At 56.4% G+C, this 26,115-nt stretch carries 23 protein-coding genes; 12 read left to right on the top strand and 11 right to left on the bottom strand.

Features of this window, described 5'->3' with window-relative positions:
* Positions 1-115: 115 nt before the first annotated feature.
* Complete coding sequence (locus K5E40_RS16665; protein ID WP_221731772.1) at positions 116-1,918, bottom strand: GGDEF domain-containing phosphodiesterase; 1,803 nt, start codon at positions 1,916-1,918, stop codon at positions 116-118.
* A gap of 209 nt (positions 1,919-2,127) precedes the next feature.
* Between K5E40_RS16665 and K5E40_RS16660 the strand changes: the two genes are divergently transcribed.
* The 7 genes from K5E40_RS16660 to K5E40_RS16630 all read left to right on the top strand — a co-directional run bounded on the left by K5E40_RS16660 (position 2,128) and on the right by K5E40_RS16630 (position 8,121).
* On the top strand, positions 2,128-2,736 hold the full coding sequence (locus K5E40_RS16660) for a dTMP kinase (RefSeq protein WP_221731771.1): 609 nt from the start codon (positions 2,128-2,130) through the stop codon (positions 2,734-2,736).
* Positions 2,737-2,934: 198 nt separating this feature from the next.
* Entirely contained in the window at positions 2,935-3,966 is a 1,032-nt protein-coding gene (pstS, locus tag K5E40_RS16655; protein ID WP_221731770.1) for a phosphate ABC transporter substrate-binding protein PstS, read from the top strand.
* Positions 3,967-4,040: 74 nt separating this feature from the next.
* Positions 4,041-5,006, top strand: coding sequence for a phosphate ABC transporter permease subunit PstC (pstC, locus tag K5E40_RS16650; protein ID WP_221731769.1), 966 nt, complete (start codon positions 4,041-4,043; stop codon positions 5,004-5,006).
* A complete protein-coding gene (gene pstA, locus K5E40_RS16645) occupies positions 5,006-5,899 on the top strand; it encodes a phosphate ABC transporter permease PstA (protein ID WP_221731768.1) in 894 nt (297 codons plus the stop codon). The genes pstC and pstA overlap by 1 nt, the downstream gene beginning before the upstream one ends.
* Before the next feature lie 76 nt (positions 5,900-5,975).
* A complete protein-coding gene (gene pstB, locus K5E40_RS16640) occupies positions 5,976-6,737 on the top strand; it encodes a phosphate ABC transporter ATP-binding protein PstB (protein WP_017847588.1) in 762 nt (253 codons plus the stop codon).
* 53 nt (positions 6,738-6,790) lie between these two features.
* Positions 6,791-7,489 carry a hypothetical protein gene (locus K5E40_RS16635; RefSeq protein ID WP_221731767.1) on the top strand — a complete coding sequence of 233 codons (699 nt, stop codon included), beginning with the start codon at positions 6,791-6,793 and terminating at the stop codon, positions 7,487-7,489.
* 77 nt (positions 7,490-7,566) lie between these two features.
* Positions 7,567-8,121 (top strand): hypothetical protein, encoded by a 555-nt coding sequence (locus tag K5E40_RS16630; protein WP_260455808.1) that lies wholly within the window; start codon positions 7,567-7,569, stop codon positions 8,119-8,121.
* A gap of 89 nt (positions 8,122-8,210) precedes the next feature.
* On the opposite strand, the gene K5E40_RS16625 is transcribed toward K5E40_RS16630, so the two are convergent.
* The 6 genes from K5E40_RS16625 to K5E40_RS16600 all read right to left on the bottom strand — a co-directional run bounded on the left by K5E40_RS16625 (position 8,211) and on the right by K5E40_RS16600 (position 17,360).
* Positions 8,211-9,446 (bottom strand): saccharopine dehydrogenase family protein, encoded by a 1,236-nt coding sequence (locus K5E40_RS16625; protein WP_221731765.1) that lies wholly within the window; start codon positions 9,444-9,446, stop codon positions 8,211-8,213.
* Between the two features lie 28 nt (positions 9,447-9,474).
* On the bottom strand, positions 9,475-10,572 hold the full coding sequence (locus K5E40_RS16620; RefSeq protein WP_221731764.1) for a carboxynorspermidine decarboxylase: 1,098 nt from the start codon (positions 10,570-10,572) through the stop codon (positions 9,475-9,477).
* A gap of 373 nt (positions 10,573-10,945) precedes the next feature.
* Positions 10,946-13,051 carry a TonB-dependent receptor gene (locus tag K5E40_RS16615; protein WP_221731763.1) on the bottom strand — a complete coding sequence of 702 codons (2,106 nt, stop codon included), beginning with the start codon at positions 13,049-13,051 and terminating at the stop codon, positions 10,946-10,948.
* A 14-nt stretch (positions 13,052-13,065) separates the two neighbouring features.
* Positions 13,066-14,274, bottom strand: a complete 1,209-nt coding sequence (locus K5E40_RS16610) for an MFS transporter (protein WP_221731762.1) — start codon at positions 14,272-14,274, stop codon at positions 13,066-13,068.
* Positions 14,264-16,189 carry an IucA/IucC family siderophore biosynthesis protein gene (locus K5E40_RS16605; protein ID WP_221731761.1) on the bottom strand — a complete coding sequence of 642 codons (1,926 nt, stop codon included), beginning with the start codon at positions 16,187-16,189 and terminating at the stop codon, positions 14,264-14,266. The genes K5E40_RS16610 and K5E40_RS16605 overlap by 11 nt, the downstream gene beginning before the upstream one ends.
* Positions 16,190-16,853: 664 nt before the next feature.
* Positions 16,854-17,360: a hypothetical protein gene (locus tag K5E40_RS16600; protein ID WP_221731760.1), complete on the bottom strand. Its 507-nt coding sequence runs from the start codon at positions 17,358-17,360 to the stop codon at positions 16,854-16,856.
* A gap of 320 nt (positions 17,361-17,680) precedes the next feature.
* Here K5E40_RS16600 and K5E40_RS16595 point away from each other — a divergent pair, with 320 nt between their 5' ends.
* Positions 17,681-18,556, top strand: coding sequence for a LysR family transcriptional regulator (locus tag K5E40_RS16595; RefSeq protein ID WP_221731818.1), 876 nt, complete (start codon positions 17,681-17,683; stop codon positions 18,554-18,556).
* Positions 18,557-18,620: 64 nt separating this feature from the next.
* Here K5E40_RS16595 and K5E40_RS16590 read toward each other — a convergent pair whose 3' ends face one another.
* The 3 genes from K5E40_RS16590 to K5E40_RS16580 all read right to left on the bottom strand — a co-directional run bounded on the left by K5E40_RS16590 (position 18,621) and on the right by K5E40_RS16580 (position 19,912).
* Positions 18,621-19,004: a nuclear transport factor 2 family protein gene (locus K5E40_RS16590; protein WP_221731759.1), complete on the bottom strand. Its 384-nt coding sequence runs from the start codon at positions 19,002-19,004 to the stop codon at positions 18,621-18,623.
* A gap of 113 nt (positions 19,005-19,117) precedes the next feature.
* Entirely contained in the window at positions 19,118-19,309 is a 192-nt protein-coding gene (locus K5E40_RS16585; protein ID WP_260455807.1) for a hypothetical protein, read from the bottom strand.
* Between the two features lie 177 nt (positions 19,310-19,486).
* Entirely contained in the window at positions 19,487-19,912 is a 426-nt protein-coding gene (locus tag K5E40_RS16580) for a VOC family protein (RefSeq protein WP_221731758.1), read from the bottom strand.
* A 321-nt stretch (positions 19,913-20,233) separates the two neighbouring features.
* Between K5E40_RS16580 and tpiA the strand changes: the two genes are divergently transcribed.
* Genes tpiA through K5E40_RS16565 form a run of 3 tightly spaced genes read left to right on the top strand, consistent with a single transcriptional unit; the run spans position 20,234 to position 24,550 of the window.
* Entirely contained in the window at positions 20,234-21,082 is an 849-nt protein-coding gene (tpiA, locus tag K5E40_RS16575; protein ID WP_260455806.1) for a triose-phosphate isomerase, read from the top strand.
* Between the two features lie 2 nt (positions 21,083-21,084).
* Positions 21,085-23,553 (top strand): phosphoketolase, encoded by a 2,469-nt coding sequence (locus tag K5E40_RS16570; RefSeq protein WP_221731757.1) that lies wholly within the window; start codon positions 21,085-21,087, stop codon positions 23,551-23,553.
* On the top strand, positions 23,507-24,550 hold the full coding sequence (locus K5E40_RS16565) for a class I fructose-bisphosphate aldolase (protein WP_221731756.1): 1,044 nt from the start codon (positions 23,507-23,509) through the stop codon (positions 24,548-24,550). Before K5E40_RS16570 ends, K5E40_RS16565 begins: the two co-directional genes overlap by 47 nt.
* Here K5E40_RS16565 and K5E40_RS16560 read toward each other — a convergent pair.
* Positions 24,537-25,229, bottom strand: coding sequence for an HAD family hydrolase (locus tag K5E40_RS16560; protein ID WP_221731755.1), 693 nt, complete (start codon positions 25,227-25,229; stop codon positions 24,537-24,539). The two genes, K5E40_RS16565 and K5E40_RS16560, sit on opposite strands and share 14 nt — an antisense overlap.
* A 205-nt stretch (positions 25,230-25,434) precedes the next feature.
* Between K5E40_RS16560 and K5E40_RS16555 the strand changes: the two genes are divergently transcribed.
* Entirely contained in the window at positions 25,435-26,082 is a 648-nt protein-coding gene (locus K5E40_RS16555; protein WP_221731754.1) for a BON domain-containing protein, read from the top strand.
* Positions 26,083-26,115: the final 33 nt, after the last annotated feature.

The following is a 26,115-nucleotide window of genomic DNA, read 5'->3' as shown; positions in this document are numbered from 1 at the left end:
GCAGTATATAGATAGGTAACTATCTGGTTAAAACATAATTTCGAAGTGAGGCGCCGCACGCAGAGCAATCAACCGCTCAAGGGAAGGGTGGACGTGCGTGCCCTCACGACGCCCATCACCGTTCATCGATTGCCGGACGGGTACCTGCTCCATAGCCTCCTTGTCCTATCCAGGCTTCCAAAGCCTTCGCACTCATAGGTTTGGCTATAAAGTAGCCTTGTGCATCCGAACATCCCCACTGCATTAAAAGGTCGAGGATTTCTCCGTTTTCTACACCTTCCGCAACCACCCGGTAGCCAAGTCCCTTCGCCAGCCCTATGAGGGTTTTAACGAGTTTTTTATCATTTTGATTGCTACCCAGCCCGCTGATCAGCGATTGATCAAGTTTGACGGTGTTGGCTGGAAGTTCCTTCAAGTACGCCCAGTTACTGTATCCGGAGCCAAAGTCGTCAACGGCCACTTCTACGCCAAATTGACGAACACGCTCCAGTTGCCGTATGACTTCTTCAGGGTTTGTCATCAGCATACTTTCGGTGAACTCAAGCTCAATGCTCGCAGGGGCCAAATCGTGCTGTTGAACTTCATGAATCATCGCGTCCACGAACTCTGCGCTTTCCAGATCGCTGACGGTTATATTCATCGCTATCCGCAGGCTCAAACCTTGTGCTTTCCAAACAACGGCTTGTTGCACAATCGCGTTGAGCACCCATATTCCTATGGAGGGTATTAGTGCGGTCTTCTCAGCCAAAGGTATGAATTCAGCAGGGCTGATGTTCCCGAGCGACGGATGAGTCCAACGGAGCAATGCTTCGACTGAATCACAGTTTCCTGACGATAGATTTATTTTGGGCTGATACACGAGGCTGAACTGTTTGTCCGCGTTGACCGCTTCAGGTAACGAACTGAGTAACCTGAAGGCGCGTTGTTGCGCTGCATCAAATTGCGGCTCATAAAGAGACCATCCCAACTGGCGGTCACGGGCTTCATCTGCAGCGCTGACGACCAGGCGCAGCCAGTCCTGCTGGGGATCTTCCGATTCCAGAATAGGCAGAACACCTATCCCCACCTGCATCAAAATGGGGATGGCGTGGCATTCAACCGGTTTTTTGAAGTTATGCAGGATGCTTTCGCAAATAGGCTCAGCCGTTTGATCACCCTTGAGAATGAAGCCAAACCGCGTCGGGCTGATTTTATAAAGCAAGCAGTCTTGAGGTAACAGTTTCTGTAGTCGGGACTTGATAGCCAGGATCAGGTCTCCTGAAAAACTATAACCCAGTGCTTTCACTATATCGTTGAGGAACTTCGGCGAAATGACGTCGATCGCATAAATCTGGCAGGTGTCTTTGATCTTTATCGTTTGACGTATATCTTCCTCAAACCTCACTCGATTGAACAGGCCGGTGGGTTGATCTACGAAGTTGCGAGATCGCACGCCACGTATGCGCATCATGACTAATTCAGCGAAGGCATTGAGCATCGTCACGTCACGATCACTCATGGGAGAGCGTGCAACGGTATCAATGATGCAAAGACTTCCCAGTGTAAAACCATCCTCCGTAATGAGTGGCGCGCCCGCGTAATAACGAATATGCGGATGCCCCGTGACCAACGGATTGTTCTTGAAACGGGTATCAAGTGTTGCGTCCAACACCTCCAGCCGGGTGTTGTCCAGCGTAGAGTAGGCGCAAAAGGAAGTCTCTCTGGGTGTCTGAGTCTCTTCAAGCCCCACGCGTGCCTTGAACCATTGCTGGTGTTTATCGACGATTGAAATCAGTGCTATTGGTGCGTTGTAGTACGCAGAGGCCATCGCGACGATCTTGTCGAAGACATCGTCGTCTTCGCAGTCGGTTGGACAAAATTTTTCGACCTCTTTTAGCCGTTCAATTTCATTCGGCGGAATGGGAGCGCCTTCGCCCATGATATCCCTCGCAGTGGCTGAGTTCTTTCGACAAAGTATCAGACATGGCCATCATTATGATGTTGTTTTTCAATTCACCTGACCTCCAACAGGATAGAGTGTCCGCCAATGTCTGCTCATAAGACCCCTCACTCGATTCGTGCAGTCGCGCCTAGCGGTTCCAGCGAACGGTCGGGCAAAAAAACCGTACATCAATCGTTATGTGAAGAATGAATCGTCCGCTGTTTGTTTCTCTGGATGGGCCCAAGGGGACCGGCAAAACCACGCTGTTGGAAGCCATTACGAAAGCACTGAGGGCTGACAATAAAAAGGTGATCCGACTCTGCGAGAAAAAAAGCGATCCCTACAGGGGTGAAACAATGGCTCTCGTCAACCAGCTCGTCCGGCATCCCTCTCGGGATTTGGAATTGCGGGTTTGTGAGCGCTTTGCCGATAGCCGTGCCTGGATTTCCCGACACGTGCTCGATAAACAACCCCCAGACAGCATCATCCTGATCGATCGCTGGTATCCGTCTGAGGCCGCGTTTCGGCGGATAGTCCCGTTTGCAGAGATTCTACAGTTGAACATTGATCGAGCCGTGCGAGTGCCAGACGTGCATGTCGGGGTTGTCACCGCTCCTGATATTTCATGGGCGAGGGCAGCGACACGACGGCGTGGACTGAGCAGTACGGTGATCCATAAGCTGGAAGAACAGATCGCTTGTACCAAGGCGTTCGAGCAAGCGATTGCAGATAACGGCTGGGTGCTATGCCGCAACGAAGGAACGATCAAAGACGCGACGATGCAGGTGGTTTCTGAAATTCACAGAGTCCTTTGATGATTTTGAGATATTCCAAAAGAAAACGGACGACGTTGCTGGGGCATCTGACACCTCGCTCTGGCGAGTATGCTCGCTCAAATGAGTGTCCGGTTTCATAGACCACTCCAAGTCGAGACGAGATTCTGCAATCCAACGTTCATGAAAGCTTCACGAAATTGCTGCAGTGTTCGGGAACCCTTATAAGGAGTTTCCTCGATGATACGTTTGATGAAGTCTGCTGCGCTTGCCGTTACCGCATCTCTTTTGGCTACCTCAATGTCCTTCGCAGCGGAAAGCGTCCGACTCACGGGCTCGGGAGCCAGTTTCCCGGCACCGATCTACCTCACCTGGTTCAAGGATTTCAGCAAGAAAACCGAAGGTGTCACTGTGGATTACCAATCCAAGGGCAGCGGGGCGGGTGTGCAGGACTTCCTGAATAAAACCGTTGATTTCGCCGCCAGTGACTCGGCGATGAAAGACGAAGACATCGCCAAGGTTGCCGAAGGTGCGCAGTTGCTGCCGATGACCGCGGGTGAAATCGTGTTGGCATTTAACCTGCCGGGCAATCCTAAAGAGCTTAAATTGCCACGCGATGTTTACTCCAACATCTTTCTGGGCAAGATCACCCAGTGGAACGACCCGCAGATCGTTGCAGCAAACCCGGGCGTGAAACTGCCTGATATGCCGATCACGGTTGTCGTGCGCGCAGACTCCAGCGGTACCACAGCGGTATTCACCAAGCACTTGTCGGCGATCAACCCGCAGTTTCAGAAGGACTTGGGTGAAGGCAACACCGTCAACTGGCCGGCCAGTGACAAATTCATCAAATCGCCGAAAAACGATGGTGTGACGGCGACGGTGCGCCAGACTCCGGGCGCTATCGGCTACATCGAATACGGTTTCGCCAAGTTGGCCAAGGTCAACTTTGCCCAACTGCAGAACAAGGCCGGCAATTACGTTGTACCTAACGCGCAAAGCGGTGCAGAGGCCCTGGCAGCGGTGAAAATGCCCGACAGCCTGGTGGCCTGGCTGCCGGATCCGGACGGCGCCAAGTCGTACCCGATCACGTCCTACACCTGGATGATCTTCCGCAAGCACAACGAGAGCCCGGCCAAAGCCAAGGCCATGCGCGAAATGGTCGAATACAGCCTGACTGAAGGGCAGAAAATCGCCGACTCGATGGGCTACATCCCCCTGCCGCCATCGATCGTCGATCAGGTTCGCAAAGCCTCCGCCAACATTCAGTAACGCTCGTGAGGCCTCTCTCGGTATGCGCGGCAAGCCATGCCGGGGGAGTTCCTACTCTGATCCGGAACTCGCCAATGAACACACCTTTTGTCGTACCGGTTAACCCGGCTTCTGCCTGCCAGCCGCCCTCTGCAAAGGACTTCCTGGTTGATCGCATCTTTCGTGCGCTAGCGCGAATAGGGGTGGTTCTGATTCTGGCGTTGGTCTTTGCGCTCATATTTGAAGTGGGACGCAAGGCCATTCCAGGCATGGAAAAGCACGGCCTGGATGTGATTTTTGGATCCGTCTGGGACGTTAACCAAAGCAAATACGGCATTCTGCCGGCCATTTGGGGCACGCTCTACAGTGCCCTGATCGCGTTGCTGATTGCAGGCTTTTTCGGTGTGAGCATGGCGATTTTCCTGACCCAGGATTTCCTGCCGGCGAAGCTGGCAGCCGTGTTTCGCACCATCGTCGAATTACTGGCAGCCATTCCCAGCGTCGTTTATGGCCTCTGGGGGATTTACGTGGTAATCCCGGCGATTCGCCCGCTCACGGCGTGGCTGAACAGCGAACTGGGCTGGATACCTTTTTTTGGCACGTCCTTGAGCGGGCCAGGACTGCTACCTGCGGCACTGGTACTGGCCATCATGATTCTGCCGACCATTGCTGCCGTTTCGCAGGACGCCCTGACCGGGGTCCCGATGAAAACCAAGCAAGCCGCCTACGGCATGGGGACCACCCATTGGGAAGCGATTCTCAAGGTGATGGTGCCATCCGCGGCCACTGGTATTTTCGGCTCGCTGGTTCTCGGCCTGGGCCGCGCGCTGGGTGAAACCATGGCGCTGGCCATGCTGGTGGGCAACGCTAACAACATTTCGCTTTCTCTGTTTGCACCGGCCAATACGTTAGCGGCCTTGCTGGCGCTGAATTTCCCCGAAGCCGGGCCGAACGAGATCGAAGTGTTGATGTACGCCGCACTGGTGCTGATGTTCATCACGCTACTGGTGAACATTATCGGTTCGCTGATCATGGTCTACGCCCAGCGGGGTACCCAATAATGACGGATCTCTCATCTCCTATCACCGCGATGCCGAGCCTACAGCGCCGGTTCGAAGGCCGTGCCCTGCGCAGCCTGGTGCTGACGACACTGGTCTGGGCTGGCGCTCTACTGGCCAGCGTGCCGCTGATCTCGGTGCTCTACATGCTGATCACGCGCGGAGGGGCACGTCTGAGCCTGGAGGTGTTCACCGAACTGCCGCCAACCGGGTTCGAGACCGGTGGTGGCTTCGGCAACGCGATGGCAGGCACCTTCGTCATGGTCGGTATCGCGGCGGCAATCGCGGTTCCGGTCGGCATCATGGCGGCTATCTTTCTGGCTGAACTGGGGCCGGACAGCAAGCTGGCAAACGCCTCGCGCTTTGCCGCCAAGATGCTCACGGGCCTGCCATCCATTCTCGCCGGGGTGTTTGCCTATGCGCTGGTGGTGATGACCACCGGTACTTACTCGGCACCGGCGGGCGGCGTGGCGCTGGCGGTACTGATGTTGCCCATCGTCGTACTCACGGCTGAAGAGTCGATGAGGATGGTGCCCAAGATCATGAAGGATGCCGCCTACGGCATGGGCTGCACCCGCTCGCAGGTCATCTGGAAAATCGTATTGCCTACCGGTATGCCGGCGATCCTGACGGGCGTCATGCTGGCCGTGGCTCGCGCGGCGGGCGAAACCGCGCCGTTGTTGTTTACCGCGTTGTTCAGCAACTACTGGATTTTCCACGACGGCAGCCTGGCAGTCATGAATCCGACAGCATCGCTCGCGGTACTGATTTACAACTTCTCCGGCATGCCATTCGACAATCAACTCGAACTCGCCTGGGCAGCTTCGCTGGTGCTGGTGATGATCGTGCTGGTTGTGAACATTCTGAGCCGCATTTTCGGCAAGCCCAAGTATTGAAAACGGGAGCATCTGAATTTTGAACGTATCAACTGCGCCAATAGCCGCTCCTTTTGTCACCCAGACACCTGTGGTCATGGACTGTAAGCTCGACAAGATTTTCTACGGCAACTTCATGGCGGTGCGTGACAGCCATGTACCCATCGAAAAAAACAAAATCACCGGTTTCATCGGTCCGTCTGGCTGCGGCAAGAGCACGGTGCTGCGCAGCCTCAATCGGATGAACGATCTGGTGAAAGGTTTTCGGTTTGAAGGGCACGTGCATTTCCTTGGGCAAGACGTCTATGGCAAGGGCGTTGATCCGGTGGTCGTGCGGCGCTACATCGGGATGGTGTTTCAACAACCGAATCCATTCTCGATGAGCATTTTCGACAACGTTGCGTTTGGCCTGCGCCTCAACCGCTACAAGGGCGACCTGGGTGACCGCGTCAAGCACGCCTTGCAGGGCGCCGCGTTGTGGGATGAAGTCAAGGACAAGCTCAAGGTCAGCGGCCTGTCACTCTCCGGAGGCCAGCAGCAACGGCTTTGTATCGCTCGGGCCATCGCGACCGAACCGGAAGTCCTGTTGCTGGACGAGCCCTGCTCGGCACTCGACCCGATCGCTACCCGACGGGTCGAGGAGCTGATGGTTGAGTTGAAGAAGGATTACACCATCGCTCTGGTCACCCACAATATGCAGCAGGCCATCCGTGTTGCTGATACGACGGCCTTTTTCTCGGTTGATATTTCCCAGGGCACGCGCACCGGCTATCTGGTTGAGATGGGCCCAACGGCGCAGATTTTCGATAACCCGCGCGAACAAATGACGGGGGATTACATCAGCGGCAAGTTCAGCTAAACAACCAGCGTCCGGTTGTTTACCTTCTTATCCACCGTTTCTCAGGATTGCCAATGTCTGTAACGCGTCGTCTGGATTTGTCTGCCATTGAACGCGCCCTGCGAGAGGTGCAGGGTCGCTTTTGCGAGCTCAGCAGGTACTTCACCGAGCAGCGCGATCCCTTGACTGACGAAGTGCTGCACAATGTGCTTGAAGGTTATGCGTTGATTGACGGCTATGTCGCCAGCGGCGTCGACCTGTTCGACCTTCAGCAACTGAACCTGATGCTTGAGATCAATGCCACTGTACTCTGTGGCACAGACCCGGTCCGCCGACAGGAGTACGCTCAACATCTGGCCGCCACCGAGGAACACTTCTTCAACAACGTTGAGGGAGGAATAAAGGACTTGTTCAATTGGTACTGCGCGTATCGCAGCGAATCAGTCTGGAAGCGTGCGGCCGGTGTTTATGTGCGAATCCTCAGCAAGCCGCAGTTGTTTATTGAAGGCAATAACCGCACTGGGTCGCTCCTCGTCAGCTATTTGCTCATGCGCGCCGGTTTGCCTCCGTTCGTACTGACGCTGGAAAACGCCGAGGGCTACTTCAACCCATCATCGGTCATACGCAACTCTGCAAAGCATGGAGTCAAGGCGTTGTACGAATTACCCAAGATCAAGAAAAAATATGCAGCCTTCCTGGAAAATCAGGCGCCTGAATCGATGAGTTTTTTTCTCAGCGACAGGGCCCTGCACGTCTTCCAAGGGGGAAATTGATGAACGGGTTTCCAATACCCGCCAAGTATCGATCCTCCGGTAGCCGGGTATGGCAAGCCTTGCGGTGTGCTATCCCGATGCACGTATTCAGACGTCAGCGCATCCGGGTTTCGTTCGATATCGATGACACGCTGGCCTGCCAACTCCACCACTGCGCAGTCGAGCAGAGCTGGTTGCCGGCCTGTGTTCATCGTTGGCTGGGGGAACCACTGCGAATCGGAACGCGCGCTCTGAGCCGAGAGTTGCGTCGCCAAGGCTGCAGTATTTGGGTCTATACGTCGTCCGGCCGGACACCGTCCTACATCAGACGTTGGTTGTTGCTATATGGCATCCGTGTCGACGGGGTGGTCAACAGTGTGTTGCATAACCGTGCGCTGACGATCAATGGGTTGTCAAAAGGCCCGTCGAAATTCCCGCCGGCCTTCGATATCGACTTGCATGTCGATGACTCCGAGGGCGTACGCACGGAAGGGCATGATCACGGCTTTCGCGTTGTTGTCGTGCATCCGGAGGATGAGAACTGGGCGCAGAGAGTCCTGGATGCCGTCGCCGAAGTCCAGGCGCAGCTCGCTTGGCAGCAGCTCAGGAGCAACATGCCCGCGCCACAACGCTCAGAAGTCGCGTCCTCCTGATTTTTAGTGCATACAAAAACGCCGCTCAGTGAGCGGCGTTTTTGGAGCAGGCAATGAAGCTCAGCTATAGGTTGTGAGCCTCAGTCGCTTCAGCTCCAGGGACGGTCTCCATTCTCGTCCTTGATGCGGGTCGGCAGGCCCATCACATCCAGCGCCTTGAGGAATGGCTCGGCCGGCAGTTCCTCGACATTGGCCATTCGCTGCACATCCCACTCGCCACGGGCGACCAGCAACGCTGCGGCTACCGGTGGTACGCCAGCGGTATAGGAAATGCCCTGGCTATCGGTTTCGGCGTAGGCTTCCTCGTGGTCGGCCACGTTGTAGATAAACACCTCGCGCGGTTGACCATCCTTGGTGCCCTTGACCAGATCGCCGATGCAGGTCTTGCCGGTGTAGCCGGGCGCCAGCGAACTCGGATCAGGCAGCACGGCCTTCACCACTTTCAGCGGCACAACTTCCAGGCCTTCGGCGGTCATGACCGGTTGCTCGGAGAGCAGACCGAGGTTTTTCAGTACCGTAAACACATTGATGTAGTGTTCGCCGAAGCTCATCCAGAAACGCACATTGGGCACGTTGAGATTCTTGGACAACGAGTGCACTTCATCATGGCCGGTCAGATACAGATTCTGCGAGCCGACTACCGGCAGGTCGTCGGTACGCTTGACTTCGAACATGGTGTTGCTGGTCCACTGGCTGTTCTGCCAGCTCCACACCTGTCCGGTGAACTCACGGAAGTTGATCTCCGGGTCGAAATTGGTGGCGAAATATTTGCCATGGGAGCCAGCGTTGACGTCGAGAATGTCGATCGAGTCAATGCTGTCGAAATACTGTTGTTGCGCCAGCGCTGCATAAGCGTTGACGACACCTGGGTCGAAGCCCACGCCGAGGATGGCCGTGATGTTCTTCTGTTTGCACTCATCCAGGTGGTTCCACTCGTAGTTGCCGTACCACGGCGGAGTCTCGCAGACCTTGCCCGGCTCTTCGTGAATGGCGGTGTCCAGGTAGGCCACCCCGGTATCGATGCAGGCACGCAGCACCGACATGTTAAGGAACGCGGAACCGACGTTGATCACGATCTGTGATTCGGTTTCCAGGATCAGCGCCTTGGTTGCTTCAACATCCAGTGCATTGAGCGAAAAGGCGCAGATGTCGGCGGGTACCTTGAGGCTACCCTTGGCTTTGACGCTGTCGATGATGGCCTGGCACTTGGAGATGTTGCGCGACGCGATAGCAATACGACCGAGTTCGTCGTTGTGCTGCGCGCACTTGTGGGCCACCACCTTAGCGACACCTCCTGCACCAATGATAAGAACGTTCTTTTTCAATTGCTTTCTCTCTCCTGTATCTGTCCGTTTACGAAAGGCTGGACAGGTAGTCTTCATAACCAAATTCGCGAACCACTTCGACTGTACCGTCGAGTTGTTTCACAACGATGGATGGCATTTTCAGGCCGTTGAACCAGTTCTTCTTGACCATGGTGTAACCCGCGGTGTCGACGAATGACAGCCGATCACCGATGGCCAGCGGACGGTCAAATTGATACTCACCGAAGATGTCCCCGGCCAGGCACGACTTACCGCACACCATGTAGGTGTGATCACCCTCGCTCGGCGCCAGTTTAGCGTTGAGGCGATAAATCAGCAGGTCAAGCAGATGGGCTTCGATGGAACTGTCCACCACCGCCAGGTGCTTACCGTTGTAGAGGGTGTCGAGCACCGTGACTTCCAGTGAGGCACTGTTGGTGATCGCCGCTTCGCCAGGCTCCAGGTAGACCTGAACGTCGTACTTTTGCGAGAACGCCTTGAGCCGTGCGCAGAACGCGTCCAGCGCATAGCCTTCGCCGGTAAAGTGAATACCACCGCCCAAGCTGACCCAACTGACCTTGTGCAGCAGCTCACCGAAGCGTTCTTCAATGGTGCAGAGCATTTGGTCGAACAGGCTGAAGTCGCCGTTCTCGCAGTTGTTGTGGAACATGAAGCCGGAGATCTGGTCAATGACGCCTTCGATCTTCACCGGGTCCCACTCGCCCAGACGGCTGAACGGGCGCGCCGGGTCGGCCAGCAGATAATCAGAGCTGCTGACTTGCGGGTTGACGCGCAGGCCACGGGTTTTGCCTTCAGAGCGCTTGGCAAAGCGTTGCAGTTGGCTGATGGAGTTGAAGATGATCTTGTCGCAATTGTCGAGCATCTCCTCGATCTCGTCGTCGGCCCAGGCCACGCTGTAGGCATGGGTTTCGCCTTCGAACTTCTGACGACCTAACTTGAGTTCGTAAAGCGACGACGATGTGGTGCCGTCCATGTATTGCTGCATCAAATCGAACACCGACCATGTAGCGAAGCACTTGAGCGCCAGCAGGGCCTTTGCCCCGGACTGTTCGCGCACATAGGCAATCTTCTGCATGTTCGTCAGCAGTTTCTGTTTGTCGATGAGGTAGTACGGCGTTTTGATCATTTCGAGGCCTCCGGCACGGCCAGCCAAAAAAAGGATGCGCATTGTGCCCGGACTGACGGCATATCGAAAGAGCAGAAGCTAGCGAGTCGGATGGGGCAGGGCGCGCAGTGAGGCCTGGGTGCTGTTGTTTGGACGACTCATCAGCTGAGCCGAAGATGGAAGATCAGGTCGTCAAATCATGTGTCGTGTGTAACGCCAGCATCCAATGCTCCTTGCACGATCGATGAGGGACAGACTTTTTTACGCGGGGCGTCGGCAAAGAGCAACGCAGTCTGACCGAAAGAAAGCCCGGATATGTTCGGTCAGTGCGAGCGCCTGTAATCTGTCATCGTTCAAAAAACGATGACAGTTCACACGTTATGTACCCCTTGAGTTACCAGTCGACCGAGTAGCTGACGCTCAGCGTACGCCCTTCGGCATTGGCAAAAGGCGCACGGGCGTTGGCCTGGGCGAAGAGGTTTTGGTAGGTGCGGTTGGTGAGGTTGTAGACCCCGCCTTCAAGTCGGCCGACCGGCAGTTCCACCGAACCGAGCATGTCCACCAGGGTATAGCCCTGGATTTCGCGGCCGTTGTTGTCTTTGGCAGCCTCGTCGTAGCTGGACAGATGCATACCCTGCAGACGCAGGCTGTAGTCGTCCTCAGTGAAACCGACGAACAACGTAGTTTTGGCCGGTGAAATGCGGGTGGCCGGCAGGTCGATCCATTTGCCGTTCTGTTGGGTTTCACCTTTGGCCCATGCGTAAGTGCCGCCCACCGACCAGTGCTCGGTCGGGCGATACGTCAGGCTGTTCTCGATGCCGCGCACGCGTTCCTTCTGGTTGATCAGGCGTAACACACGGTCGTTGGCGTCAAAGAACTGGGTGACGTCAGAGGTGTTTTCATACACGGTGACGTCGGCTTGCCATTTGTCCCAATTGCCGCGCCAGCCCAGCTCGTAGCTGTCGACCTTGATCGCTTGGGCGTTGAGGGTCTGAATATCGAAGCGACTGTTGACGTCCCGCAGGAAGCGTTGGATGTCGGGCAGCGAGAAGCCCTGACTGTAATTGGCGAAGATGTCCTGGTTTGCGCTCAGGTGATAGACAGCACCCAGGTTGTAGAGGGTCGCATCATATTTGAGAGTGTCGCCGGGCAAGGTCGCGCGTTTGCCAGTCTGGACGATTTCACCGTAGGCGATGCTGTCGGAGACTTCGCTTTCGATCCACTCGCGCCGTATGCCACCGCGCAGGGTCCAGTCGCCGATGTCCCAGGACATTTGCCCGAACAGCGCTTTGGTGGTGGTTTCGGTGTCCGGGCCCAGTTCATAGGTGGTGCCGGTCTTGGTGTAGTTCAGACCGTTGACCCGGTACTGGTCGCCGCGCTGACGAGAGCGCTCGTGGTCGTAATCGGCGCCCCAGACCAGATTGCCGGTAGCATCGCCGATCGACGGCAGCGGGGTGTCGATGGCCGCACGCAGGCCATACACGTCTTGCACGCTGTTGTTGTCCGAAACGCCGGCTTTACCCCGTGACAGGTCGGGGAAGAACAGCGCATCGGCACGACGCCAATAGCTTTCGACTTGCAGACCCTGGCCGTAGAAATCCTTGTCGGCGTAGTTGAGATTGACTGCCTGGTTATGGGTGTAGGGCTGGTCGTCGAGCTTCAAGCCCTGGACCGCGACGGCCTCACCATTGCGCGAGGCTTTGGTGTAACCGGTATCCTGCTGGTCCTTGTAGTCTTGTAGCGACAGGCTGAGCTTTTTGTCGGCATCCAGTTCATAACCGAACCGACCTTGCAGGTCATAGGTTTCGGTGTCCATGTTGCTGCCTTGGGACGTGTCCTGAGGAATGCGGTTGCCGTTGCCGTCGAACTGGTCGTTGCGTTGCGTCATGTCTGCCGAAACATACCAGTCCAGTGCGTCCTGACGGCCTGTCGCACTTTGGAACGCCTCGTAGACGAAGCCTTTACGGTTGAGGTTGTTACCGCTGCTCATGCCCAGTTTGCTGCTGAACGCGATGTCCTGGCCCTGATTGCGCTTGGTGATGATGTTAATGATGCCGCCCGAAGCACCGGCACCGTAGATGCTGCTCGCGCCGGACACCACCTCGATGCGCTCGATGCTGGCGGGCGAGATGCTGTTCAACTGGCGGAAGTTGTCTCGGGTAGCGTTTTGCGACACGCCATCAACCAATACCAGAATGTTGCGCCCGCGCAGGGTCTGACCGAAGTTGCTCATACCGCCAGTGGGTGGGGCAATCCCTGGCACCAGTTGCCCAAGGATGTCGGACACTCGACGACCGGCGCCGCTTTGTTCTCGGATCTGTTGCTCGTCGATAACTTGTACCGAGCCGGGAATCGAGGCAATGCTCGCTTCGCTGCGGGTGGCCGAGACGACGGTAGCTTGCATGTTCAGGGTACCTGGCTTCTCGGATTCCACGGCCCAGGTCCGGGCACTGAAGGTGCTGAGCAGCGCAATCAACAGGGATAGCTTGGTTCGGGTCATGATGTAGTCTTTTTTTAGTTGTGATGAGTGTTGGTAGAGAAAACAGTGGGCTGCATCGCGGTTGAGGCTCGTACCCAGCGGACACCCAAAGCGGCCAAGGCGTAGGTCAGGGCCACCAGCCAGAAGCTATGGTCCAGCCCGACCAGCCCCATGCCGATGCCGCCCAGGACGGCTCCCAGCAGAGCGCCGGCTTTCGCCGCGCTGTTGCCCAGGCCCAGAGCAAAACCCTGCTTGGTGGGGCAAACAGTATTGGCGATCAGGGCATAGGCCACTGGTAGCAGGGCGCCTTGCCAAAGGCCCCACAGCAGTCGGGTGGCGAGAAAGCCGATCCATTCGTTGGCCAGTGCGGTCGCGGCAAGGGTCAATGCACACAACCACGCCACGCCTTCGATGACGCGCAGGGTATAGGCCGGTTGCCAGCGATCGAACAGCCGCCCCCACAGCGGCGCGGAAATGGCCAGGGTTGCGGCGCTGGCGGCGTAGGTAGCGCCAATCAGCCAGCCGGGCGCTTGCAGTACATTGGCGACGTACAGCGCATAGAAGGGCTGAGGCATCATCTTGGCGGCCTGGATCAGTACGATCACCAACAAAATTCCGCCCATCCAGCCTTTCGGCAAGGTCGCGCTGGCAGATGTTTTTTTCTGTGCTGGCCGGGCCGTATCGGCCGGCAGAAAGAAACTACCCAACGCACACAGCAGGCAAATCAGCGTAGCGCCATAGCAGAGCAGGGCAAACCCTGAGACGTCCATCAACCAACCGCCCAGCACCGGCCCCACCAACGAGCCGACTGCGGTTGCCGATTGCAATCGCGCCAGGGTTCGCCCGCGATCCGAGCTGTCGCAACAGGCCAGGGCGTACGCCTGAGCGGCGGCTAGAAAGCCGGCCAGTGCGCCTTGCATCACCCGGATCGCGACCAACAACCAGGGATCGAGCGTAATGGCCGCCAGCCCCTGGCACAGCGCCAATGCCAGCAATGCCCGAACGATCATCGGCTTGTGCCCGGTGCGGTCACCCAGACGGCCCCACAACGGCGTCAAGAGCATGGCCGCAAGCATGGGGCCGGCATAGACCATGGCGGATAGCAGTGCAGTGTAACGGGCCTGTTCGGGCCCGAGCAGATGTTGAATTTGCAAGGGCCAGAACGGGCCGCTCATCTCCATGGCACCCATGGAAATGAACTGGATCAGCACCAACAGCCTTAAAGCGCTGCCGTTAGCCGCCATGGGCGTTGACTTTCAGTGGGTTGCTGAGACGGCCGACAATGTCGGCATGGCTGTCGAGCAAGCGCATGCGCATAAATGACTTGGCCGGCCAGTCCTGCACAAGCAAGGCTTGACGTTCGGTTTCCCAGCGTTGCGGTTCGACGCGCTCGCGCAATGCGTCAAAGCAATCACTGACCTGCGCCGCCAATTCATCCCACAGGAGTTTCTCCGGCACGTTCCAATGACGAGCGCAGAGCAAGGCCAGTTCACCCAAATGGCACATGAATGTGGTGTGCAGAAGTTTGTCTCGGACAAAACTTGATTCGTCGTAGAGCGTCATCTTCGGGTCGTGCAGCTCAATATCGAGGCCATGGGCATGCAGGGTCTTGCGATCAATGCGAATGTCACCGAAGTCGCGCAGCAACAGGCGACTCAATTGCCCATCGGCGCCCATCACCATAAAGCTGTTTTGCTGGTGGGCTTCGAAGGCCACGCCATACATCAGATAGATACCGAGCAGACTCGGTACGGCAATCGACAGGTAGTCGCGAAAGAATGCCTGCATGGCTTCGCCGTCATCACGCCCCTGGGCCAGGCGCACCCACTGACGAAGTAACGGCTGCTGATGCTCATCCATCGCGAACAGGCTGCCGACCGGGACAGCCATTTCACCGGTTTGCAACAGGCTCAGCGGGTTGTCCCGGTAAAGCACGGCGGCATGTCGTGAGCGTTCATCGTCCACCGGTTGTGGCGCGTAATGCACGCCGATACGTTCCGGCACGATGTTCAGCAAGCGCTGGATCTGCTGCTCCTGATCGAGAATTCTCAGCAACAAATGACTGATACGCGGTCCCATCCGCGCCGAGCGCGGCGAGACGGTGCGCTGCACGCTGGTCAGACGCAGTGCCACCGGGAGTTTGACCATCGGCGCGGTGCGGCTGGCACCCGGCACAACAGTGCGGAACGACATGGTGGGATGAGCGGTGAACGCGACGATATCAGTCAGGATCAGTAGGTTGTCGGCGATCTCATTGGCAAATGAGCGTGGTAACTCTTCATGGGCCTGCCAAGGGTGCGCGGGGAGTGGGAGGTAATCCGCTGCATCCAGTCCTCTGCTTTGCAAATGAGCGTGCAGGTGTTCGGCGGCCTGTGGAAAATTGCCTTGCCACCAGTCCCAATAATCCGGCGTACCTGTCAGTGATTCGACGTGGGTGTATTGGCGGTGCAGAGCGCACAGCATAATTGGAAACCTCGCCTCGAATTCCGGCGAAAAGGCGATCACCTGAGAGGCACTGAGGCCGAGTTTGGTCTTGTAGTTCGGATGCCACGGATGGCCCAGCGTGCCCCATTGTTCCAACAGCAAGGTGGGGTTCTCCAACGCGCTGCTGTCTTTGAGCCAGGCCAACAAGTTGTCGTCGTAGCTCGGGTCGATCCGGTTCTTGAGCTGGAGAGTCCAGTTGTGATGGAAGGCCAGGCACAGCGTGTCATTGCTGAAGCTGTCATCGAGCTCGAAGGCCAGACGCTCCAGTACTTCCTTAGAAGCAGCAGGGTTGAGCTGGGGGCTGAGATGGGCCAGCAATTCAGAGGGCAGCAGGATTTTTTGCGGCAGGCTTGCGGGGCGGTGAAGCGTAATGCTGCCACGGACGTCCCAGCTGTTCATTCGCCCGGCAGACAAGTGTTCGAAACAAAGACGCGCGCCATTCTCAAGCGGCAACCAACAGTGGTTGTATTCGTCGTATTCACAGTCGTCGGGCCTGATCAGATCTTCGCGAAACAGCGCCTGAATCAGACGTTGGAAGCTACGCTGCGACGCAGACTCCAGTGCATTGCTCAAATGGTCGAGCGTGATGCGATGGGATCTAAAGGCCGGGGTAGCGAGCGCCTCACTCCAGCGCGAGAGCAATAGCTGTTGTTTTTCCGGATTAGTGTGCGTCAAGCCCGACTCCTTATGGACATGATTCAGATACAAAGCGTGCAGATAATACGCTTCGAAAACACTAATGCCAATGATAATTGTTGTTATTCGCGCGACAAGGAAATGCTTATTGGCGGAGTGCTGGATTATCTCGGCCTGCCAGGCACAAGGTCCGTCGCAAGAGCAGGCAGGTTGGCATAGCGCTGTTCCAGCGCCCGAGTGACACGCTCACCGGCATGGTGCAAACGCCAATGGATCAGCTTATGGAGGAGGCCCGGGAAGTGATCTCCCATAACGCCGGCTTGAGCAGATCTCAGCTCGATGTGAAGAGGTAAAGGTACTTCACAGGCCGCTGCTGTAGCCGATCTGCGTGAGCAAGAAACCGTGGCGTTGGTAGCGTCGGTTCAAAAAGAGAATGAGCAACCGCGGCAGGCTGAAAAGGTGCCACGGGCCTGCGAAGTTTTGAACATCAAGAATTCGAGCTTTAGAGGCGTCAGCTGCGAAAACGCAGTTTCGTGACAGAGCAGCGTAATGGCAGTTGTAAGAATGGGGCGGCAAGGGGTTGAGATATCTAGGTAAGTGGAAACAGACAGCTTATGAACATCTACGACATGACCTGTCGTTTAACATAATATACATTATGCGAACCTTCATATGCGGGACTGGGGGGCTCTGGTGATCAGATTTAGAGCCTGGCACTGACTGGTTGACGAGTCATTTCCTCCAGCACCTGATCCAGGTGCGGCGCGAGCTTCAACACATCCAGGTCAACGGCCTGAACCGAGTTGGCTTCATATGGATATCGAGTGCCAACGAAAAGCTTCGAGCTAGCCGTGATCCATTTTTCCAATTGAAAGCCTGGAGCCAATCTCTCCGACGTTTCACGCAGCTGGTTAGCTAGCTCAATAGGAATAGCGTTGTACAGATCGATCAGGCCATGCCTGTTTCCTGGCAAGCCGGCGACCAAACGCAAATGTCCTTCAGGATCATATTCAGACCTTGGAAATCGTGGGTCAGCCTCAACAAGGAATGACTTAAGAAGCAGCTCAGATGCAAGCGCCGAATTCATCACGGCTGGCCAGTAGAGCTGGAAATCATCGTTTGAAGCACCTTGTTCGAGGATCTGTGCGGCCCTCAAAAAAGCACGCGCTTCCTCGATAACCCAGGTACTCGGCAAACGCTCATAGTCCATAATCCATTGCTCTTTATAGTGAATATATCGACGGCGAAGGATGAGCTAACCCTAGGTCATTGGTGAGCTACCCTCCTCCATCTTTAATAACAATTAAATATAACTAAACTAAATAGTCCTTTAGTTTAGTTATAAATTGCTGCGACTGGTGTCTTGCACAACATTGAACTTTGCGCCTGGCGACATCAAAAACGCTAATGCGTCAGGCGCCCGGCAGAACGTCTGACGTTTGTTTACCTGCGTTCGAAGCGATTTTACGCAGTGATTTAGCGAAAAAAATACAGATATATTTCCCAGCGAAACATAATTATTATTTGCGCATGATCAAAGAACTTAAAACACTAATCGCTGTGGCGAGAGAAGGTACTTTTGCGGCGGCTGGCAGCAAAATCGGCCTCACCCAGGCCGCCGTCAGCGCCCAGATGCAACGACTTGAGGCAGAGCTTGGGGTCGAGTTGTTCGACCGAACAGGACGCTCCGCGCAGCTCAACCGAATGGGCCACCAGGTTTTGTCGCAAGGCCAGGAACTGGTTCGCCAGTTCAAAGATCTGGGCACGATGTCGGTGGGTCTTCCCGCCAATGTTTTGGTCACCATTGGGGCAATTGCCTCGGTTCAGCGCTCCTTCTTGCCGGAAGCCTTGGCTGAGTTTCATCAACGATCCTCACAGTGCAGAACACGCGTCCTGCCTGGCCTGTCGATGGAATTGGTAAATCAGGTCGATTCAGGTGAAATCGATATGGCGGCGATCATCCGTCCACCCTTCTCTCTTCACAGCGATCTGCGCTGGACAACATTGGCACGCGAACCTTACCGATTGATTGTCCCGGCTGATATGCCTGGCGAGGATTGGGCTGAGTTGGTATCGAGCCAGCCCTTTATCCGCTATGACCGTTCATCTTTTGGCGGACGCCAGGTTGATCGGTTCTTGCGACAAACCCATTTTTCATTACACGAAGTCTGCGAACTCGATGAATTGGATGCGATTATCAAACTGGTTGCAAACGGCGTCGGAGTGGCCTTGGTGCCAGAAACGGCCACCCATAAGGAATGGCCAACTGAAGTGCGTGTAATGGACCTGAAACAACGTACATTCCATCGCGATATTGGTTTAGTGCATCGTGCACGCCGCAGCCTAATCGAGCCCGTGAAATTACTGGCTCAATTGATTACAGAGCACGCCGTGAAGAAGCATTAAACGAGTAATGACGTCCAGCTTTCCATTTTACTCGCACTCGAATATCAGCACCGTCCTGAGCTAATCAAGGCGCTGCATGCGCTTGGAAAATCTTGCTGACTACCGTCCACTTGCCTTCTACTTTCAGCAGATGGAAGAAGTCGGTGAAAGAGAGGCCTGACATGCCGTTGGCGTCAATGCGAGCACTAGCGGCATTACCGACGATTTCAATGCGAGTAATAGCCGCCTGTGCGTCAGGAGAGGGGCGGAAATCCTTGTCGATCCCCTCGAACAGGATTGGAATTGCGCCGCCGGCCAGTTGACCGTCGCCATCGACGCTAAACATCGTTGCTTGATCATTGAAAGCAGGCTTCATGATGCTGCTTTTGGCCTGTTTACAGCCCTCAATGTACTTGTTCAGCACCTCGGTGATGGCTTGGTATTCGTGTACGTAAGTAGGGTTGCTCATGGTTTTATTCCTGCTTCATTGGATTGGATTGAGGATCAGAACCGTCCAGCCGTCCGCTTAGGACGTGGACTCATTCACGCTTTGGTATCAAGCCATACAGAACCGTAACGAGTTCAGGCGGCTGGAGTCTCAATGATTTCTTTCAAGTCATCTGCTGCAGTGCGCACCCAGAATGGATCACGCAGCATTTGCCGTCCGACAAAAACCAGGTCAGCTCGACCGTTCTGCAGGATTTCTTGGGCTTGACGACCACTCTGGATGACACCCACGGCCCCTGTCGCAATATGCAGTTCCTTACGCAGCAACTCAGCGGCGGGTACTTGGTAACAACCCGGCAACTAATTGCCAAACTAAGGGGAAACGTTTCATGTCTAGCCTTTTTGTTGGAATGAAAGGACTGCTTGAGGGCAGTAGGCAGATTCATGAGTTTCCAGCTCATTTAAGTGTTCTTGGCGCGCGCTTGATGGCGCGCCAGCTTTTTATCATTTGGCGAAGAGCTGGCTCATATCCTTGAACGCTTTGAACTCAAGTGCGTTGCCGCACGGGTCGAACAGGAACATGGTGGCCTGCTCACCAACCTGGCCTTTGAAGCGAATGTAGGGTTCGATCACAAACTGGGTTTCGCGCGCCTTTAAGCGCTCGGCCAGGGCTTCCCATTGAGCCCATTCCAGAATAATGCCGAAGTGCGGAACCGGTACGTCGTGACCGTCTACCGGGTTGCTGTGCACGCTTTCCTGCGAAGCAGTTTTAGGATGTTCGTGGATGACCAGTTGGTGGCCGTAGAAATCGAAGTCTACCCACTGGTCGCTTGAGCGACCTTCGCAAAGGCCGAACACCTCTCCGTAGAAGTGCCGTGTGGCGGCCAGGTCATAAACAGGGATTGCGAGGTGGAAAGGAGAAAGACTCATCAGGACTCCGATAACAATTTTTTATGGGTTTGTGGTGCCGGCCACCGAACTCGCTGCCCAGCGGGTTTTTTGAAGCTGGATTTATGCTAAAGCGGTACCAGGCTGAAAAAAATCAATATAAATTTTTCACACATACAATTTTATTTTGTTAATCGATTACCTCTGTTTACTGCTGCACACCTGCCTGAACCGAACGCGGGTTACCTGTCGTTAAACTTGAGCGATCACACGCGTCGACCGCAGCGTGCGCTGGCGCACAGAACAAAGCTCTGCTCAAGCGCATCGTCGAGCCTTATTGATGAACCTCGCGGGATGGTTTTCATGACGATGCTTGACCCAGCACAAGCGTTTCATCCGCCTGATGTCGATCCTGTGTCGCTCCAGAAGTACCGGCAGCCGCTGATCGCCGGCAACTGGAAGATGAACGGCATGGCGGCCCAGCTCAGTGAAATCGAAGCGGTGGCGGCTACGGTGCAAGCGAAGCAGCCACCGGTCGAGGTTTTGATGTGCCTGCCCGCGACGCTGATTGCGCAAGCGGTGTTGACGGCCGCTGGCCGCATCGCCATTGGCGGGGAGGATTGCAGTGGCGATATTTCGGGGGCTTTTACCGGCGACCTCAGCGCAGAGATGCTTAAGGATGCCGGTGCCTGCGCGGTCATCGTTGGGCATTCGGAACGCCGCCAACATCACGCGGATACCGATGCAATCGTGGCGAGGAAGGCAAAAGCGGCGCGACGCGCGGGTCTTTTGGCAATCATCTGCATCGGTGAAACGAATGAGCAGCGGCTGGCAGGAAACGCCTTGTCCGTCTGTGGTGATCAGATCGCCGGGAGTGTGCCTGAAGGCATGACGGCGTCCAACGCGGTGATCGCCTACGAGCCTCTCTGGGCGATCGGATCGGGCCATATGCCAACGTGCGAACAAATCATTGAAATGCATGCGCACATCCGGGCCTGCCTGACCCTGCGTCTGGGGGCTGAGGGTAAAAACCTGCGAATCCTGTACGGCGGGTCGGTCAAACCGGCCAGTGCCCACTCGATCCTCACGCTGCCGGAAGTCGGTGGTGTCCTCGTCGGCGGCGCCAGCCAGAAGTCTGCGGATTTTCTTGCGATCTGCCAGGCAGCCACAGCCACGTCTGCTCATTCCGCCAATTTCCCAAAGGAACACTGACCATGAATGATGCGATCACGTTGACGCAAGAGAGTGAAAACGTAGAAATCCCCGGCCTTTCAGCCGCTGATGTCCCAACATTGGGTGCAGATGAATTGCAGCGAATGAACGCCTACTGGCGCGCTGCTAATTACCTCTCGGTCGGCCAGATGTACCTCTACGACAACCCGCTGTTGCGTGAGCCGTTGACAATGGCGCACGTCAAGCCGCTTGTTGTCAGTCACTGGGGCACGACACCAGGACAAAACTTCATCTACGTCCATTTGAACCGAGTCATCAAGAACCACGATCTGGACATGATCTACGTTGCCGGTCCCGGCCACGGCGGCCCGGCAATCGTCGGCAACGTTTACCTCGAAGGCACCTGGAGCGAGGTCTATCCGAATGTGGGTGAGGATGAAGCCGGGCTGAAGAAGTTGTTCAAGCAGTTCTCTTTTCCGGGTGGTATTTCCAGTCATGTCGCACCGACGACGCCAGGCTCGATTCATGAGGGTGGTGAGCTTGGCTATTCGCTCAGCCACGCCTTCGGTGCCGCATTCGATAACCCTAATCTGATAGTCGCCTGTGTCATCGGCGATGGCGAGGCCGAAACCGGCCCCTTGGCTACGGCGTGGCAGTCCAACAAGTTTCTCGATCCGGTCACCGACGGTGCGGTGCTGCCGATCCTGCATCTGAACGGCTACAAGATCAGTAATCCGACGGTACTTGCGCGCATCGGTCATGACGATCTGGAGCAGTTCCTTCGAGGCTCCGGCTGGGAACCGTACTTTGTCGAAGGCGACGATCCAATGACGATGCACGAGTTGATGGCCCGTGCCACTGACAAAGCCATCGCGCAAATCCAACAATTGCAGAAGCACGCCCGAACGACCGATACGCCCACACTCCCCCTCTGGCCGATGATTGTTCTCAGATCGCCCAAGGGCTGGACCGGGCCGAAAGTTGTCGACGGGCTGCCTGTCGAAGGGACCTTCCGCTCGCACCAAGTGCCGTTGCTGGTCGATGCCAATCACCCTGAGCACTTGGCGCAACTTGAGCGCTGGATGAAGAGTTACAAGGCCGAAGAACTGTTCGATACCAACGGCCGATTGATCGAAGAACTGGCTGAAATGGCGCCCAAAGGCCTGCGGCGCATGGGCGCCAATCCAAATGCTAACGGCGGCCTGTTGCTACGCGATCTGCACATGCCCGACTTCCGTGTGCATGCCGTGCGTGTCCCCTCGCCCGGCGCCGTCTTCGCCCAGGACACGCTGGTGCTCGGTGAGTTCTTCAAGGACATCATCCAACTGAACCCCGACAACTTTCGTGTCTTCGGCCCGGACGAGACCATGTCGAACCTGCTTGGCGCCGTCTTCAAGGTCACCAACCGTCAATGGGATGCGGCGACCGTTGCGAACGACGAGTTTCTTGCGCCCGCCGGCCGCGTGCTCGATTCGATGCTCAGCGAGCATCAGTGCGAAGGTTGGCTGGAGGGCTACCTGCTGACCGGTCGGCATGGGCTTTTCAATAGCTACGAAGCCTTTATCCGCATCATCGACTCGATGTTCAGCCAGCATGCCAAGTGGCTCAAGGTCACCAAAGAGTTGGCGTGGCGGCGGCCGGTCGCCTCACTGAACTACCTCCTCGCCTCGCACGTCTGGCAGCAGGACCATAATGGCTTCACGCACCAGGATCCCGGCTTCCTAGACCATGTGATCAACAAAAAAGCCGACATCGTTCGCGTCTATCTGCCGCCCGATGCGAACTGCCTGTTGTCGACATTCGATCACTGCCTGCGCAGCCGCAATTACGTCAATGTCGTCGTCGCTGGCAAGCATGCGCTGCCGCAATGGCTGACCATGGATGAGGCGATCGTGCATTGCACTCAGGGCGTTGGGATCTGGCAGTGGGCGAGCAACGATCAGGACAGCGAACCGGACGTCGTCATGGCTTGCTGCGGCGATACGCCAACACTGGAGATTCTGGCGGCGGTGTCCATCCTGCGCGAGCATTTGCCCGAACTGAAGATCCGCGTCGTCAATGTTGTCGATCTGATGAAGTTGCAGTCCGCCAGCGAACATCCGCACGGGTTGAGTGATGGGGACTACGACTCACTGTTCACCAAGGACAAGCACATCATCTTCGGCTTCCACGGCTACCCCTGCCTGGTGCATCGACTTACCTATCGCCGAAACAACCGCAATCTCCATGTGCGGGGTTATAAGGAGGAAGGAACGATTACCACGGCTTTTGACATGCGGGTTCAGAACGACCTGGACCGGTTCCATTTGGTACAGGACGTTGTCGACCGTCTGCCTCATCTCGGCAGCCGGGGTGCTTATCTGAAGCAGATGGCTCGCGACAAGCTGGTCGAACACAAGCTCTACATCAACGAGCACGGCGAGGATCTGCCGCAGATTCGTAACTGGAAATGGGGGGGGCCGCATGAACTCAGTGCAACTTGTCGACACGGCGCGCCAGATGCTGGCTAGCGGCAAGGGCCTGCTGGCGATGGACGAGAGTTCACCGACTTGCAACGACCGCTTCGCCGCACTCGGCATTACGCCGTCTGAAGCGTCGCGCCGGGCGTGGCGTGAGCTGCTCATCACGGCGCCGGGGCTGGCCGAGAGTATCGGCGGTGCCATTCTCTACGACGAGACAATCCACCAGCAGTGCACCGATGGCACGCCGTTCGTGAAGGCGCTGACTGACGTCGGCATCCTGGTCGGGATTAAGGTCGATGCCGGTGCGAAAGCACTGGCTGGGCGTCCCGGCGAAAAGATTACCGAAGGGTTGGACGGTTTGCGTGAACGGTTGCAAGGCTATGCGGCCATCGGTGCGCGCTTCGCCAAGTGGCGCGCAGTGATCACGATGGGCGCCGGTCTTCCCAGTGCGGCGTGCATCGCGGCCAACGCCCATGCACTGGCGCGCTACGCGGCCCTTTGTCAGGAGGTCGGGCTTGTGCCCGTGGTCGAACCTGAAGTGCTGATGACGGGTGATCACTCGCTACAACGTTGTGTCGACGTCAGCGCAAAAGTGCTGCACGAGGTCTTCGAGCAGCTACATGTACAGGGCGTGCTGCTCGAAGGCATGGTGTTGAAGCCGAACATGCTCCTGTCGGGCCTGAGCTGCCGCCATCAGGACAGTGTCGACGAGGTCGCCGACGCCACCGTGACGACCCTGCTACGCGCCGTGCCAGCCGCCGTGGCGGGCATTGCGTTCCTGTCTGGTGGGCAGAGTCCCGAGTTGGCTTCTGCGCGGTTGAACGCGATGAACCGACGCTTCAAGTCGCGACTGCCTTGGGCGTTGACGTTTTCTTTCGCGCGCGCAATCCAGCAGCCAGCCCTCGAGATCTGGGGCGGCGACCCCGGTAAAGTCGCGCAAGCTCAACGTGCGTTACTGCACCGCGCCGCCTGCAACCGGGCGGCGCGGCAAGGTGATTACTCGGTCGACATGGAAAACCCGGTAAACCTGATCATCGGCGCATAGCCGGCGGACACAGGTGTGAGAGATCAAGCGTGACGAGATCGCCGATGCACTCAATCGTTAAATCGGCTTGCGGTTGGGCGGCGATGATTCGCGGATCCATCGCGTAATGGCCCTGTCGCACAAAAACGCTGGTCAACCGTTCACCCCATATGCCCTTCATGGCCGCCAGAATCGCGAGCTTGTCGTCGACCATCACGTAGTGACGGGCGGGGTAGTGACGTTCTACGGCCTGTAGCATCTTTTCCTTGTGAACATAGACCAGTGCGCGGCCCTCCAGGGCCTGCCACAGACCTGAGCGCTGTAACTTGCGCGGCTGTAAAACCACATCGCCGTCGGACAGGATTACGGTCAGGCCGTACAGGCCCAAATGCGTGATGACGTCCATTGCGTGGGGATAGAGTCGATCGGCAAACGGGTAGTCGATGAGGAAGGAGGACATCAACAACAGTCTTTGTTCATCCGCACTGCCCTGCCCAATCTCCAGCCGATAGCGCTGCAAGGCGCCCAGGTAATCGACATAGCCGAGCTCTTTGCGCAACGCGTTGAAGACTGACCAATAACGCTGTGCATGGGCGTCACCCAATTGCTCCTTCAAGTGCCGGTGAAAATCGGCGACAACGCGGTCGCCGTCCAGCAACGTGTTGTCGACGTCCAGCAGAAACACCACTTCAGCCATCATCGGCAGGCTCGTTGGGCTTGACCGACCTGTAGCAGTGCATGTGGGGCAGTGCTGTGAGGATTCAAGGCGCGACGCTCCTTTGTGGTGTTGGCAGACGATCAGGCAGCGTGCGCGAGGTCGTTGCAGCACGTCTGTGTGCTGACGCACAGACGGCTGTTTTTCTTGAGGTCACTGTGGCATCGGGCAAGCGCCAAAAGGATTGATGATGAATGACCTGACGTTACGCAGAACCATTCTGGACGAGCTGGAATTTTTGCCGCACATCGATGCTGCGGCTATCGGTGTCACCATCGAAAACGGCGTTGTTGTGCTCAGCGGGCATGTGCGGACCTACGCTGAAAAAATCGCCGCTGAGCGCGCCGTCCAGAGCGTTAAAGGCGTCGTCGCCGTGGCCGAGGAACTCGAAGTGCGGGTGTCCGGTGCTCACACTGTTGATGATGGCGTGATCGCCTCGCGTTGCCTGGATCTGATCCACTGGGACACGGCGGTTTCCAAGGAACCCATTCACATCAAGGTGCAGCACGGGTGGGTAACGATTGAGGGCCACGTGGAGTGGCAATACCAGAAAGACGCCGTGAAAGCGCTCATACAACAATTGCAAGGGATTGTGGGTATCGACAATCGTTTAGCGATAAAGCCTAAAGACAGCATTCAAGATATCAAAACACTTATCGAAGAAGCCTTGGCACGAAGTGCCGAACTGGATGCCGGCAAGATTCACGTCACGGTCCATGGCAATCAAGTAACGCTCGAAGGCACTGTTAACAGATGGCTCGAACGTAAAGCGGTCGAACACACAGCCTGGGCAGTACCCGGTGTCTATCGTGTAGAAAATCACCTTCTCATCAGTTGACCCAGCACCGCGCGCGGTTATCCGGGTGTGCGA

The sequence above is a fragment of the Pseudomonas baetica genome, assembly GCF_019733355.1.
In the GTDB taxonomy this organism is placed as follows: Bacteria; Pseudomonadota; Gammaproteobacteria; order Pseudomonadales; family Pseudomonadaceae; genus Aquipseudomonas; species Aquipseudomonas baetica_A.
The sequence above is the reverse complement of the archived record's forward strand: the minus strand, read 5'-3'. Positions and strand labels throughout refer to the sequence as shown.

Bases quoted from the DNA above. Each gene is read 5' to 3' on its own strand.
- K5E40_RS16665 (WP_221731772.1), bottom strand. From the start codon at position 1,918: ATGGGCGAAGGCGCTCCCATTCCGCCGAATGAAATTGAACGGCTAAAA.
- K5E40_RS16660 (WP_221731771.1), top strand. From the start codon at position 2,128: ATGAATCGTCCGCTGTTTGTTTCTCTGGATGGGCCCAAGGGGACCGGC.
- pstS (WP_221731770.1), top strand. From the start codon at position 2,935: ATGATACGTTTGATGAAGTCTGCTGCGCTTGCCGTTACCGCATCTCTT.
- pstC (WP_221731769.1), top strand. From the start codon at position 4,041: ATGAACACACCTTTTGTCGTACCGGTTAACCCGGCTTCTGCCTGCCAG.
- pstA (WP_221731768.1), top strand. From the start codon at position 5,006: ATGACGGATCTCTCATCTCCTATCACCGCGATGCCGAGCCTACAGCGC.
- pstB (WP_017847588.1), top strand. From the start codon at position 5,976: ATGGACTGTAAGCTCGACAAGATTTTCTACGGCAACTTCATGGCGGTG.
- K5E40_RS16635 (WP_221731767.1), top strand. From the start codon at position 6,791: ATGTCTGTAACGCGTCGTCTGGATTTGTCTGCCATTGAACGCGCCCTG.
- K5E40_RS16630 (WP_260455808.1), top strand. From the start codon at position 7,567: ATGCACGTATTCAGACGTCAGCGCATCCGGGTTTCGTTCGATATCGAT.
- K5E40_RS16620 (WP_221731764.1), bottom strand. From the start codon at position 10,572: ATGATCAAAACGCCGTACTACCTCATCGACAAACAGAAACTGCTGACG.
- K5E40_RS16615 (WP_221731763.1), bottom strand. From the start codon at position 13,051: ATGACCCGAACCAAGCTATCCCTGTTGATTGCGCTGCTCAGCACCTTC.
- K5E40_RS16610 (WP_221731762.1), bottom strand. From the start codon at position 14,274: ATGGCGGCTAACGGCAGCGCTTTAAGGCTGTTGGTGCTGATCCAGTTC.
- K5E40_RS16600 (WP_221731760.1), bottom strand. From the start codon at position 17,360: ATGGACTATGAGCGTTTGCCGAGTACCTGGGTTATCGAGGAAGCGCGT.
- K5E40_RS16595 (WP_221731818.1), top strand. From the start codon at position 17,681: ATGATCAAAGAACTTAAAACACTAATCGCTGTGGCGAGAGAAGGTACT.
- K5E40_RS16590 (WP_221731759.1), bottom strand. From the start codon at position 19,004: ATGAGCAACCCTACTTACGTACACGAATACCAAGCCATCACCGAGGTG.
- K5E40_RS16580 (WP_221731758.1), bottom strand. From the start codon at position 19,912: ATGAGTCTTTCTCCTTTCCACCTCGCAATCCCTGTTTATGACCTGGCC.
- tpiA (WP_260455806.1), top strand. From the start codon at position 20,234: ATGACGATGCTTGACCCAGCACAAGCGTTTCATCCGCCTGATGTCGAT.
- K5E40_RS16570 (WP_221731757.1), top strand. From the start codon at position 21,085: ATGAATGATGCGATCACGTTGACGCAAGAGAGTGAAAACGTAGAAATC.
- K5E40_RS16565 (WP_221731756.1), top strand. From the start codon at position 23,507: ATGAACTCAGTGCAACTTGTCGACACGGCGCGCCAGATGCTGGCTAGC.
- K5E40_RS16560 (WP_221731755.1), bottom strand. From the start codon at position 25,229: ATGATGGCTGAAGTGGTGTTTCTGCTGGACGTCGACAACACGTTGCTG.
- K5E40_RS16555 (WP_221731754.1), top strand. From the start codon at position 25,435: ATGAATGACCTGACGTTACGCAGAACCATTCTGGACGAGCTGGAATTT.